Source organism: Caldanaerobacter subterraneus, from assembly GCF_004345675.1.
Classification (GTDB): Bacteria; Bacillota; Thermoanaerobacteria; order Thermoanaerobacterales; family Thermoanaerobacteraceae; genus Thermoanaerobacter; species Thermoanaerobacter subterraneus.
This window is the reverse complement of the sequence record NZ_SLWU01000007.1, coordinates 31,813-45,050: the sequence shown is the minus strand read 5'-3', so window position 1 is coordinate 45,050 and position 13,238 is coordinate 31,813. Positions and strand designations below refer to the sequence as shown.

The 13,238-nt window shown below is 37.8% G+C and carries 12 protein-coding genes, 1 pseudogene and 1 riboswitch; of the genes and pseudogenes, 10 read left to right on the top strand and 3 right to left on the bottom strand.

Annotated elements, in window-relative coordinates; all coding sequences use genetic code 11:
* Positions 1–24: 24 nt before the first annotated feature.
* Both EV203_RS04440 and EV203_RS04435 read right to left on the bottom strand, forming a co-directional pair.
* Positions 25–1,413: a Na+/H+ antiporter NhaC family protein gene (locus EV203_RS04440; RefSeq protein WP_132039339.1), complete on the bottom strand. Its 1,389-nt coding sequence runs from the start codon at positions 1,411–1,413 to the stop codon at positions 25–27.
* 21 nt (positions 1,414–1,434) lie between these two features.
* Entirely contained in the window at positions 1,435–2,493 is a 1,059-nt protein-coding gene (locus EV203_RS04435; RefSeq protein ID WP_243700577.1) for a universal stress protein, read from the bottom strand.
* A 589-nt stretch (positions 2,494–3,082) separates the two neighbouring features.
* Between EV203_RS04435 and EV203_RS04430 the strand changes: the two genes are divergently transcribed.
* The 3 genes from EV203_RS04430 to EV203_RS04420 are packed head-to-tail and all read left to right on the top strand — an operon-like array spanning position 3,083 to position 5,476.
* The gene (locus tag EV203_RS04430; RefSeq protein ID WP_132039337.1) at positions 3,083–3,451 is read left to right on the top strand and encodes a hypothetical protein; all 369 of its coding nucleotides are present in this window, start codon (positions 3,083–3,085) and stop codon (positions 3,449–3,451) included.
* Positions 3,452–3,489: 38 nt separating this feature from the next.
* Positions 3,490–5,124, top strand: coding sequence for a carbon starvation CstA family protein (locus EV203_RS04425; protein ID WP_132039335.1), 1,635 nt, complete (start codon positions 3,490–3,492; stop codon positions 5,122–5,124).
* A 4-nt stretch (positions 5,125–5,128) separates the two neighbouring features.
* Complete coding sequence (locus EV203_RS04420; RefSeq protein WP_132039333.1) at positions 5,129–5,476, top strand: hypothetical protein; 348 nt, start codon at positions 5,129–5,131, stop codon at positions 5,474–5,476.
* Here EV203_RS04420 and EV203_RS14285 read toward each other — a convergent pair.
* Entirely contained in the window at positions 5,367–5,729 is a 363-nt protein-coding gene (locus EV203_RS14285) for a DDE-type integrase/transposase/recombinase (RefSeq protein ID WP_132039331.1), read from the bottom strand. The two genes, EV203_RS04420 and EV203_RS14285, sit on opposite strands and share 110 nt — an antisense overlap.
* Before the next feature lie 246 nt (positions 5,730–5,975).
* Here EV203_RS14285 and EV203_RS04410 point away from each other — a divergent pair, with 246 nt between their 5' ends.
* The 7 genes and pseudogenes from EV203_RS04410 to EV203_RS04385 all read left to right on the top strand — a co-directional run bounded on the left by EV203_RS04410 (position 5,976) and on the right by EV203_RS04385 (position 13,232).
* On the top strand, positions 5,976–7,193 hold the full coding sequence (locus tag EV203_RS04410; RefSeq protein WP_132039330.1) for an IS110 family RNA-guided transposase: 1,218 nt from the start codon (positions 5,976–5,978) through the stop codon (positions 7,191–7,193).
* A gap of 140 nt (positions 7,194–7,333) precedes the next feature.
* Positions 7,334–7,621 (top strand): DUF1646 family protein, encoded by a 288-nt coding sequence (locus EV203_RS14280; RefSeq protein ID WP_424945274.1) that lies wholly within the window; start codon positions 7,334–7,336, stop codon positions 7,619–7,621.
* Positions 7,599–7,946 (top strand): annotated as a pseudogene (locus EV203_RS14040) (DUF1646 family protein). Before EV203_RS14280 ends, EV203_RS14040 begins: the two are co-directional and overlap by 23 nt.
* Before the next feature lie 157 nt (positions 7,947–8,103).
* Positions 8,104–8,213, top strand: a riboswitch (SAM riboswitch).
* A gap of 75 nt (positions 8,214–8,288) precedes the next feature.
* Positions 8,289–9,569, top strand: a complete 1,281-nt coding sequence (locus EV203_RS04400; RefSeq protein WP_009610393.1) for a homoserine dehydrogenase — start codon at positions 8,289–8,291, stop codon at positions 9,567–9,569.
* 25 nt (positions 9,570–9,594) lie between these two features.
* Positions 9,595–10,878, top strand: a complete 1,284-nt coding sequence (locus tag EV203_RS04395; RefSeq protein ID WP_009610397.1) for a homocysteine synthase — start codon at positions 9,595–9,597, stop codon at positions 10,876–10,878.
* 12 nt (positions 10,879–10,890) lie between these two features.
* Positions 10,891–11,997 carry a homoserine O-acetyltransferase MetX gene (gene metX, locus EV203_RS04390; protein WP_132039328.1) on the top strand — a complete coding sequence of 369 codons (1,107 nt, stop codon included), beginning with the start codon at positions 10,891–10,893 and terminating at the stop codon, positions 11,995–11,997.
* A 113-nt stretch (positions 11,998–12,110) separates the two neighbouring features.
* Entirely contained in the window at positions 12,111–13,232 is a 1,122-nt protein-coding gene (locus EV203_RS04385) for a Gfo/Idh/MocA family protein (protein ID WP_011026243.1), read from the top strand.
* Positions 13,233–13,238 lie beyond the last annotated feature (6 nt).

The following is a 13,238-nucleotide window of genomic DNA, read 5'->3' as shown; positions in this document are numbered from 1 at the left end:
CCCCTGTTTTTAAACTTCACATATTTAATTTTGCAATAAATTTCTGCCCTTTTCAACAAATTTTTGATAAAATTTTATCAACTCATTTGCGTCTTTTGCAAAAACAAAAGCTATTGATAAGAGGGGAAATAAAAGGTTTAGGTATGCATAGGGCAAATATTCAGTTACTTTTACTCCTAATACTGCAGCAGGTAGCATGGCTGCCAAATTCCAGGGTATTATTCCTGCCAGTATCATTCCAGAATCTGCTATGGCTCTTACCATTTCTTCTCTTGCAATTTCTAATCTTTCATATACGTTTATCATTATTCGCGAGGGCAAAATTACGGATAAAGCTTGGTTGCAGGTTATTACTGCCATGAGAGTACTTAAAAGCATAGTGACTAAATAGGCAAGTTTGAAATTTTTAATTTTATCTATGCTTTGAAATACGCTTTTTATTATTCCTGTATCTTCTAATATTCCTGCCAAAGCAGTAGCGAAGGTTACTACTCCTATCATTGGGAGGATTGAAACCATTCCGCCACCGCTAAAAATGGACTTAAATTCAGGAGAATAAAAGGTATTTCCTGTAAGAATTACTTTTAATGAGTCAAGAGGGGAGTACCCCAAAATTATTGAACTTAAGAAGGAAATTGATACAGCAATTGCAAGGTTTGTCTTTGTGGGGATTCTAAAAAGGGCCAATATTATTATTGTGAGCGGTGCGATGAATAATATTGCACTTAATCGATAGCTCTGTACTATTATTGTGAAGAGATTGCTAATGTCATATTTGGCAGAAAAATTTAAATGATAGTCAAAGAGGTAGTACAAAAAAGCTGTAATTGTAAATACAGGAATTGCCGTTTTAAACAGGGATTTTAATACATTGTACTGCTGTATTTCTCCCATATCGGAAAGAAGAGCTACATTTCCTGCCAAAGGGGATGTTCTGTCTCCTATGAAAGAACCCGAAATTACAGCACCAGCCACTACAGGGAGAGGGTATCCAAAGGCATGAGCAAGTCCAATTATTACTATTCCAATGGTGCTGGCTGTTCCCACAGCGGTTCCCAGAATCATGGATATTGTTGAGGTGATGACAAAAGAGGTCAAAAGGAATCCATGTGGCTTTAAAAAGCGGGAAAAGTAGTATATAAGGGCTGGAAGTGTTCCATTTTGCTTCCAGAGTGCGACTAGTGCTCCTATAAGAAGCAGTATTATCATCACGTTTATCCCTCTTTTTACACCTTTTAGGGACATGTTTAGTAGTTCCTTGGCGGAGAAGTATTTTAATAAAGCAAAAAATGTAAACATATAGCTTATAAAAAGAGGAATATAAGGTGGTTTATGGAAAAATAGAACCATTGTCATGGTGAGAATTAATGTGAACAGAAAAATTGAAAGGGAAAATCCAAATTTGTTCTGCATTTTTCATTACCCCTTGAGCTTTTATTTTGTGTAAGGAATTACGTGTATCTCGATATTTTTAGCTTTTTTAATCAATTTTATTACAGTAGAGCCTCTAAACAAGGTCTGAAGCCATGACCTCTGAGAGTGTCCGATTATTATTTGGGTTATGTGCATTTTTTTAGCAAACTTCAAAAGTTCATCGGAGACGCTCTTTCCTCTTAAGGTATAAACTTCTGCACCTAATTGCTTTGCGAGCATAAAATGACTTTCTAAAACTTCTTTGTCTTTTTCAGTAAGTTTTGGTGCCAAAAAATGAGTGCAGTCCACGTATACGACAACCCAGTCACACTTAAATCTTCTCGCCCTTCTTGCACCTCTTCGTATGAGTTTTTTAGATAGAGGATTTGGCGTTATGCATACCATTATTTTCTCATTTGTTTCCCATGTATCCTCTATTCCGTGCTCTTTCATGTATTCTTCTAACTCCAGGTCTACTTCTTCAGCGGTGAGTCTTAACATTAATTCTCTTAAAGCACTTAAATTGCCTTTTCTGAAAAAATTAGAAAGACATTCATCCAGTTTACTTAAGGGGTATACATCCCCTCTTTTTAGTCTGTTTATCAGAGCATCTGGAGTTAAATCTACTGCTACAATTTCATCTGCGTTATCTATTATGCTGTCAGGTACTGTTTCTCTTACTGCTATCCCTGTGATCTGCTGAATTATATCGTTTAAGCTTTCTATATGCTGTATATTTAGGGTAGTGAGCACGTTTATTCCGTGTTCCAGAATTTCTTGGACATCCTCATACCTCTTTTTGTGTTTTGAACCAGGAGCGTTGGTATGGGCTAGCTCGTCAATTAGAACTACTTCGGGTTTTCGTGCTATTATAGCATCTACGTCCATTTCTTCCAATATCATACCGTGATATTCAATTTTTTTCCGAGGTATTATTTCTAAATTTCCTATTTGAGCTTCTGTGTCCTTTCTTCCATGGGTTTCTACATAGCCTATTACGACATCCTGTCCCCTTTTGAGACGCCTATTTCCTTCGTTTAACATAGCATAAGTTTTTCCAACGCCAGGAGCGTATCCCAAGAATATTTTCAGTTTTCCTCTTTGCTTTTTTTTACAATTTCCAAGGCTTCTTCAGGAGTAAGCCTCCATGCTTAATAAAACACAACCATTAATGAAAATAGAATTAATCTATTTTTGTGCTAAAACTTCGAACATTTTCAAATTACAATAGTCTTTTATAAGACCGAGGAAACATTTACTTATCAAATTAAAACAGTTTTTTTAAAAAATTTTTCACTTTCCAAGAGCATACCGCCAAAACAGGTTATTGACAATTTAGGTTAATTGAGATATAATAGAAATTCAGAGTAGCGAAAGTTACTCCTCTCATAAACTGATTTCATTTTGTGCCTGGTAAACTACTTCTTCATCTTCCTTTAGCATTAATTTTATCACAAGATTATTTAATCTGAAAAATTTTATATGTTTTAGGCTGAATTAATTTGAAAAATGACACAGAATATATAATTGTAATAGAAGAATTTACCAAGAAAATCGTGGTAGTATGTGAAAAATGGGAAAATGATTTTTTGTTAGATAAATCATGTATACGTTAAAACTACTATAATAGAACTATAGCAAGCAAGAAAGGAAGTGAGAGGAGGACGAAATGCAATACAAATTGATTTTAGATGAAAATAAACTGAGAGAGTTTTATTATGAACCCCATGAGTTTAGGGGACACCGTTTATACAGAAGAGTTTTTATCATGGAAAAGAGTGGAATACTAGGAAAAATTGCTGATTATAAGTTGCTGGATTTTATTGTAGTAGATTTAACGGTGGATGAGCTTGTGCCGCTAATTAAGCCTATTCCCGACGTAATGATGCAGAGATTTTTGTTACCTGGTCAAGGGAAAATGAGTAGGAAGTCTTTTTGGTTTGGGTTGAGGGGATGGGCGTACATTGGTTTTTTGGAGGGTACAGAAAGGTTATTTGACGATATGAGGAGAGAGGTTAAACAAGCACTAAAGCCCTAAGGGCTTTAGAAATATATAATAGTGAGGAGGGTTTTAAAGTGATTTTAACGTTATTTGTAGTGGCGGTATTATTGTTTGTCCTAGCTTATTGGTTGTATGGGAGATGGCAAGAAAAACTGTATAACTTGGATAATAACAACAAAACTCCCGCTTACGAATTGTACGATGGCATCGATTATGTACCAACTCATCCAATGATTCTTTTAGGGCACCATTTTTCCAGTATTGCAGGTGCAGGCCCCATAGTTGGACCTATTGCAGCTGGTTCCATGTTTGGTTGGCTTCCTGCTTATTTATGGATTGTGATTGGTTCTATCTTTTTTGGCGGTGTTCATGACATGGGTGCTATTGTAGGTTCCATACGGCACAAAGGTCTTAGTGTAGGAGAACTGGTAAACCGCTACATAGGTAAACGGGCCAAAGTATTATTCAATGCATTTGCTTGGTTTGCATTAGTGCTGGTGGTGGCAGCTTTTTTGGAACTGGCAGTTACTTCTTTTGCTGGGGACCCTGCTGTTGCTTTCAGTGCAGTTCTGTATATAGTAATGGCTGTCATTTTCGGCTTGCTGGTATATAAGTACAATTTATCCTTGGGCTGGGGCACTGTTATTATGCTTCCATTTCTGATAGGCGCAATTTTCTGGGGCAACTATTCACCGTGGGTGCAATCTGTGTTCAAGCTGGATGTTAATACATGGCGTTGGATATTAATTGTCTATATTTCGTTTGCTTCTGTGCTTCCTGTTTGGTTATTACTCCAACCTAGAGATTATCTTTCTTCCTGGTTTTTGTATTTCAGTGTGCTTATCAGCACGATAGGTATCTTATTTGGCGGTAGCAAGTATCCTGTAAACTTAGAGGCTTTTAAAGGTTGGTATGCAGGTGGTAGTAACTACCTGTGGCCCATCCTGTTTATCACCATTGCATGTGGCGCGATTAGTGGATTTCACTCTTTGGTGGGCAGTGGAACAACGGCAAAACAGCTGAAAAATGAAAAAGATGCTAAGCTTATTGGTTATGGAGGTATGTTATTAGAAGGAGTAGTTGCTGTTATAGCTTTGATTACTGTAATAATGGCTGGTAAAATTTTGTCTCCTGCTGAAGGTTTGCCACCTAATCCACAGTACACTTACGGTGTCGGTTTTGCTAAGTTTTGGAGTTTATTTGGTTTGCCAGAAAAAGTTGGTATATCCTTTGGAATGTTTGCTATTAACACATTTATACTTACCTCACTGGATACTGCGACGCGTTTAGGCAGGTATCAGCTTCAAGAGTTAACCTCAGGTAAACTTAATAAGTATACTGCAACACTCATTACGGTTTTGGCAGCTTTGGTATTAGTATTTATGAAAAGTGGTGAAACTCCAGTTTGGAAGCTCATTTGGCCGGTATTTGGTTCAGCTAATCAATTAACAGCAGGTCTAGCATTATTAGGCATAACAGCCTACATAATGAAGGGATTGAAGAAACCGGCTTGGTTTACTGGCTTGCCCATGGTGTTTATGATTGTGACAACTTTGGCAGCATTGATACTGCTAATCAAGGCTAATCTTAGTGGCCCTACACTTCCATTAGGAATTGTTTCTATAATACTTATTGTGTTGGCTGTTTGGCTGGTTGTGGAAGCTTACCTAGCATTAATTAAGAAAAACAAAGAGGAGGAGAAGGCGTAAGTATATGAATGATGTTAAAAAAAGAGGCGCTAAACGGCGCCTCTTGGTCTTTGCTGAATTTTTTAGCAATACTACAGGATGTTGTGTTGTAGACCTAAGAGAAGTAAAAGACTTTAGCGTCCACCCATCGGCGGATGACCCTGTAAATTTATCAGTAGTATTGAAATATCTTTATAAAAACCACCCAGAAATCGAGGTTGAGGTTGTAGATTCGAGGAATTTTTTCTTTTTTCTTTATCTCCTTAAATACAATATAAAAGGTGGTAAAATTGCCTGGATACTGGATGGTAAGAAAGTCTTTGAGGGTATACCCACCATTGAACAACTTGAACAAATCTTACAGCAGCATTAAAATACCGTTTTACAAAGATGCTGACAGATTCCATTTCATTTTTAAAAAGATATTTTAAGAGAATAAAGCTCCTTAAGCAATCACAAACCGCAAAAAGATAATGCCACTTACCTTTGATTTTAATATAAGTTTCATCAATAACCTTAGCAGTTTCAACTGCAAGATTGATTTTTACATTATTTAAGGAAAAATTAAGAATTGGCGTGGAAAGGTCAAGTCCAAATTTTTGTGTAGAATTCCTCTGGTTAGACATTCATGATGCAATAAGCATCACCAGCAGAGGATGAAAATACTCATAAAATCTAGTATAATTTTTTTAGCGGCTGGTGAAGGCAGGTCGTTTTTATTTTGATGTTTCGAGCTCGATGGTTAGACTGAACCACAACGACCGGGTGCACCACAGACTGTTGCTCCAATATGGAAGCACGCGGGATAGAATAATCGATAGAGGTTGTTGCACCAGCCCTTCAAATCTAAAAGCCGCTGGACAATGATACAAATGGAAGTTATATATCCACGCTGTTGTGGCTTAGACATTCATAAAAAGACTGTAGTAGCTTGTGTAATTACACCAGAAGAAAAAGAAATACGTACATTTTCCACAATGACTGAAGATATGCTAGCTATGGTGGACTGGATTAAAAGTAAAAGTTGTACACATGTAGCGATGGAAAGTACAGGTTCTTACTGGAAGCCCATTTACAACATTCTTGAGATTGAGGGGCTCAATCCAATGGTAGTAAATGCTAATCATATTAAGAATGTACCGGGCAGAAAAACGGATGTAAAGGATGGGGAGTGGATTGCAGGATTATTGCAGCATGGTTTACTGCAGGGCAGTTATATTCCTTCAAGAGAGCAGCGGGAATTGCGGGAATTAATAAGATATCGACGGAGCTTAATAGAAGAACGTGCCAGAGAAATAAACCGGATGCAAAAAGTATTAGAGGGAGCAAATATTAAACTTGCTTCTGTAACTACAGATATACTGGGGGAATCATCATGTGCGATGATTGAAGCTATAATTAATGGAGAAGAAGATCCTGCCATTTTATCCGAATTGGCTCAGAAACGATTAAAGAATAAGAAAGAAGAACTAAAGAAAGCTTTAAATGGTTTAATAGGGCCACATCAAAGATTAATGTTAAAGACACAGCTGGCACATATAGATTTTCTCGATGAACAAATAGCCTTATTGGATGAAGAGATAAAGAGGCGAATGCTCCCTTTTGAGGAGGACCTGGAGCGTTTAGACACTATTCCAGGAGTGGGCAGACGCACAGCTGAACACATAATAGCTGAAATTGGTACAAACATGGACCAATTTCCTTCAGCTGCTCATCTTTGCTCTTGGGCAGGAGTAGCTCCAGGTAACAATGAAAGTGCAGGGAAAAGAAAATCGGGTAGAACACGAAAAGGGAACGAAAAACTACGGTCTGTGTTAGTAGAAGCTGCAAGAGCTGCTGCTCACACGAAAGATACATATTTATCAGCGCAGTATCACCGTATAGCTGCCCGGCGAGGAGCCAATCGCGCTGCAGTTGCTGTAGCTCACAGTATTCTTACGATTGTGTATTATTTATTAAAGCGAAAAGAGAGATATAATGAGTTAGGAGTAAACTATTACGAAGAACGCAAGAAAGAAGCAATTGTGAGACAATCCATCAAGAAATTAGAGGCATTAGGATTAAAAGTCACCGTGGAGAATGCAGTGTAAGGTTTGTATACACAATTTAACACAATGCCTCGTAAGACCTATAGAGTAATTTTTTTGAAGCGGAATGCTATAGGGTTTATATAGTTATTGTTTTTTTGTCTTTTTCGGCAGTGTTCTATTTTCGGGATAGAGGGTGGGTAATGGCTCAACCCCTTTTTACACAATTATATAGACTTAACTGCGTGGAAAAGATTACTGATGAAATATCTTTGAGACTTTTTGCTTTTATTATAATTGTTGTTCTTGGGCTTATGTCAGGTATTATCACAGCAATAATTGCATCTTTGGTTTTGGTTGAGGTGGTAAACTATTTGCCTCTTTCTAGAAAAAATAAAATAAATTTAATTTGTCATTGCTTGTTTCTCCATAGGTTTTGGTGCTGCTTTAACGCCTGTAGGAGAACCATTGGCTACTATTGTTGTATCTAAATTGCATGCTGACTTTTTTATCTTGCACGATTAATAGGTGCTGGATATAATAATTGCAATTTTAGCTCTAGGATTGATAGGAACATTTTTTGCAAAAAGAGAAAGTGGGATGGGTGAGCTTACCAAGGATGTTGAGGCAGATGAGAATATAAAGGAAGTATTCATTAGGGCTTTTAAAGTATTTGTCTTTATTTTTGCATTAGAGCTACTTGGAACGGGCTTTAAGCCTGTAATTGATTTATATATTGTTAAAATGAAAAGTGAGCTTTTATACTGGGTGAATACAATTTCTTTTGCTAGTATATTATGTTGTTTTGCAATTTAAAAATTTAATAATACAGTAAAGCAGAAGCTTATGCTTGGAAATCTTTTTCGTATCCTTGAAAAAATTTAAGAAAGAGTACAAAAAAAGTTCTTGACTTTAGAGTTTCAAAGTGATAACATAGATTACAACGCGCAAAATTTAATAAAATGGCTCAATCCTCTTATCAAGAGTGGTGGAGGGACTGGCCCGATGAAACCCGGCAACCGGCACGTAAGTGCTTGGTGCCAATTCCTGCAGGTTGGGGTTACCCAGCCTGAGAGATGAGAGGAGAGGCCGAGTAATTGTGATTACTAGGCCCTCTTCTCATTGAAGAGGGCCTAAAAATTTTTCTGGAGGTGCAAAATGAGGGTAAAGATTGGGTTGATGGGACTTGGAACTGTTGGGACAGGAGTATTTAAAATAGTTAATTATAGAGGGAGATATATCAAGGAGAGTACGGGATTTTATCCGGAGATAAAGAAAGTGCTTGTGAAGGATTTGCACAAAAAGAGAAAAGTCGATGCAGCAGGGCTTTTGACTAATGATCCTCGGGAGATTTTGGAGGATGAAGAGATAAAGGTGGTGATAGAGGCTATAGGCGGAATTTCTCCTGCTTATGAGTATGTCAAAAAGGCACTTCTCTCTGGCAAGCATGTGATTACGGCAAATAAAGAGCTTATCGCAAAGTACGGAGAAGAGCTTGGGAGCATTGCAGCAGAAAAAGGGGTGTACTTAAGGTGCGAAGCCAGTGTAGGTGGAGCCATACCTATACTTCATCAGATAGACAGGCTAAAAATTACAGATGAGATGGATTTCATTGGTGGCATTGTAAACGGGACTACTAATTACATTCTCACAAAGATGGGAGAAGGCAAAAGCTATAAAGAAGCTCTTAATGAAGCCCAGGAATTGGGCTATGCTGAGGCTAACCCTGATTACGATGTGAAAGGCTTTGACGCAACTTTTAAGCTTGGCATACTTGTAAAAAGAGTCTTTGGCGTAAGTGTCCCGGTAGAAATTATACCTCGGAAGGGGATAGAGGAAATCAAAGAGGAAGACGTAGAAAGAGCAAAAGAATTGGGGTATGAGTTTAAACTTTTTGCATGGGCAAAGAAATTTAAAAATTATATTTCGGCAGGAGTGGAGCCTACTTTAATTCCGGAAAATAGTTTGCTTTCAAAAGTGAAAGGGGTCAATAACGCAATAATACTGAGGGGAAGTAGCTTCGGGGAATATGTCTTTATAGGAAGAGGGGCAGGGGAACTTCCCACTGGAGATGCAATAGTTGCTGATCTGATAGATATACTTATCAATTATAAACTGGGCAGTAAATCTGAAGTCACAGGAGTCAATTTTAGAGAAGAAAGTTTTACTGATACCTTTTATATAAGGCTGAAGCTCAAAAAAGACAATGTATATGGCTTAAAAGAGGTTTTAAAGCTTATAAAAAGAAACTGGGTATCTATTGAAAAGTCATCATTTGGTGGGAATAGTTTTACCGCTATAGTGAAAGTAAACGGGACAGTGGAAGGGTTAAAAGAGCAATTAGAAAAAGTAGCTGTACTGGAGGCTGTTTTTAAGGTTTTGCCTGAAGAAAATTTCAAAGAGAAAAGCGAGTTTGAAAACTTGGTAGAAGTAATGTAAAAATTTAGGAGAGAGGAGAGGAAGAATGAAGAGAAAATACGGTTTTTCTACTATAGCAATTCATGAGGGATGGGAACCTGACCCTACTACTGGTGCAGTAGCGCTGCCAATCTACCAAACTACCTCCTTTGCCTTTAAGAGCACGCAGCATGCAGCAGACTTATTTTCTCTAAAGGAAGACGGGTATATTTACACGAGGATGATGAATCCCACTGTAGACGCTTTTGAAAGGAAAATGGCTGCATTAGAAGGGGGAGTAGGAGCGCTGGCAGTAGCTTCAGGGCAGGCTGCTATAACTATAGCTGTTACAAATATTGCAGGGGCTGGAGATGAGATTGTAGCTTCTACGAATCTCTACGGCGGGACTTATAACCTTTTTGCCTCTACCCTTAAGAAATTCGGTATAAATGTGAAGTTTGCAGATCCAAGTGACCCTGAAAATTTTAGAGAAAAAATAACGGAGAAGACCAAAGCTTTATACGTAGAGACAATTGGCAATCCCAAAATTGATGTGGCTGATATAGAAAAAATAGCATCAGTTGCTCACAATGCAGGTATACCCCTTATTGTAGATAATACTTTTGCAACTCCATATCTTTCAAGGCCTATAGAATTTGGCGCAGACATAGTAGTCCACTCAACCACAAAGTTTATAGGAGGGCATGGTACTTCTATCGGAGGTGTAATTGTGGACTCTGGAAAATTTAATTGGGCGAATGGCAAGTTTCCAGAGCTTACAGAACCTGACCCCTCTTACCACGGGATAAGGTATGTGAAAGAGTTTGGAGAGAGGGCTTATATAGTCAAAGCAAGAGTGCAGCTTTTAAGAGACTTGGGGGCGGCTCTTTCGCCTTTTAACGCTTTCTTGTTCGTTCAAGGGCTTGAGACACTTGCACTCAGAATGGAAAGGCATAGTTATAATGCACTTCGCGTGGCAGAATTTCTGGCTTCTCATCCTCTTGTGAGCTGGGTAAACTATCCTGGCCTTAAGTCAAGCCCTTATTATGAGCTTGCTCAAAAATATCTTCCAAAAGGGCAGGGTGGAGTTTTGACTTTTGGAATAAAAGGAGGCTTTGAGGCAGGGGTAAAGTTTATAGAGAACTTAAGATTATTCACCCATCTTGCAAATATAGGAGATGTAAGGTCTTTGGTCATACATCCTGCTAGCACCACCCATCAGCAGCTTTCAAAAGAAGAACAATTGGCTTCAGGCGTTACTGAGGATATGATTAGGCTTTCTATTGGCCTTGAAGATATAGAGGATATTCTTGAAGACCTGGATTTTGCACTTTACAGTTCTCAAAAGTAAGGGGGGATGGGAATGATAGTAGAAGAGAAAAAAGTTACTTTAAAAGGGGATCCTGTTTTTACTACGGAAAGCGGTTATGGCTTTAAAGAGCTTACAATTGTGTATGAAACTTACGGGCAATTGAATGAAAAAAAGGACAATGTAATACTTGTAGAACACGCTTTAAGTGGCAGTGCCCATGCAGCTGGAGTGCATCCGGGGAAGAACAATCCTGGTTGGTGGGACGGTTTGATTGGCCCGGGGAAGTATATAGATACAGAGAGATACTTTGTAATATGTTCTAATTTTCTCGGAAGCTGCTATGGCACAACAGGACCCTCATCTATAGATCCTTCTACAGGAAAACCGTATGGGCTTAAGTTTCCTAAAATTAATATAAGGGATATGGTAAGAGTGCAGAAATTGCTTTTGGACTATCTAGGGATAGATGAAGTAAAGGTTGTGATAGGGGGGTCTATGGGGGGAATGCAGGCACTGGAATGGGCAGTGACATATCCAGATATTGTTAAAAAAGCTGTTGTAATTGCTGCGGATTATAAGTTAACGCCTCTTAACATAGCCTATAATTACGTTGGCATACAATCTGTTTTGAATGACCCGCATTTTTACGGAGGAGATTATTACGATAAACCTGAAAAACCTCATAAAGGTTTGAGCACTGCTAGAATGCTGGGAATGATTACTTATAAAAGCGGTGAACTTTTTGACGTGAGATTTGGAAGGGCAAAAAATGGAATGAATTTTGAGGTAGAGAATTATCTGGATTACCACGGCCTTTCCTTTATAAACCGCTTTGATGCTAACTCATATCTTTACATCCTGTGGGCTATGAATGAGCACGACATAACAAAACCCTACGGGAGCTTGAAAGCTGCTTTAAAAAGAATTAAGGCAGAGGTATTGATGATTGGGATAGATACGGATATGATTTTTCCCTCAAAATATATGATTGAATTTATTAAGAAGCTAAATGCAGTAGGGGGCAGAGGAAGCTTTGAAGAGATTTCTTCTATTCAGGGGCATGACGCTTTTCTGGTGGATATAGACAAGATTGGGCCGATAATTTCTGAGTTTATAGAAAAAAGTGAAGAAGATAAAAAAGAGGCAGCCTGTATATAGGAAAGGTAGACTGAGAAACTCTATAAGTCTAAAGGTAGCGTTAGAAGCTACCTTTTAAATATTTTAGTGCTATAATTATTTTGTAGATTTTATAGAAAATAAGGAGTGATTGTGTGAGCAAAAAAATGATAAAACTCGGATTTGCTGGACTTGGGTTTATTGGATCAATTCACGCTATTGCCTGCTTTTCAATGCCACTTATATTTAAAAATCTTCCTTTTGAAGTTAAACTGGGAAGAGTTTATAAAAACAACCTCAATGACATACCTCATTTTTTTGAAAAAGGGGCAAAGAGCTTAGAGGAAGTTTTAGAAAATTCAGATGCTGTTGATATATGTACTCCCAATTACCTTCATTATGAACAAGCCATGAAGACCATAGAAAGAGGTATACCTTTGTATCTTGAAAAGCCTATAGGGGTAAACAGTAAGGAAGCCTATGATATAATGGAGAGTGCAAAAAAGAAAGGACTAATACATCAGACAGCTTTGATGTACAGGTTTATGCCTGCTATAACACAGGCAAGGGATATGATTAAAAATGGGGAAATAGGAGAAATTTTAAATTTTAAGGCTTTGATGCTTCACTCTGGATATATGGACCCTAAAAGGCCTATTTCGTGGAAATTGAAAAAGTCCACTTCTGGTGGTGGAGCTATACTGGATATGGGGATACACCTTGTAGATGCAGTAAGGTTCATGCTGGGGGAGATAAAATCTTTGAGGGCGATTTCTAAAACTTATTTTAAAGAAAGACCCGTGGAGAAAGGTTCAGAAATTTACGATTGCGTAGATGTGGATGACTGGACAAGTGTAGAGGTAGAACTGGAGGGAGGAGGCTGGGGAACCATGGAAGCTTCTAGAATATCTCCTGATATTGAGGAAGAGACGAAATTTGAAATTTATGGTACTAAAGGGTCGATAAAAATATCTACAAAGCACCCGAGATATGCTATTTTGTACAAAAAGCAAGAGAATAAAGAGATAACAGGGGATTATGATAATAAAAGTGAATTTAGCAAATATGTGAATTCAATTTATCCCCCCGAAAAATACTCACTGGGTTGGATGGTAGATATGCACATGGCAAGCCTTATAAACTTTTTTACAAACATTGTAGAAAGTGAAATTGTATTTGAGGAGACACCTACATTTGAAGAGGCTTATAAAGACCAAGTTGTACTGGATAAAATAATTTTATCTGCTGAAAATAATGGTGAAACTATAAAGTTTTAAAAATAG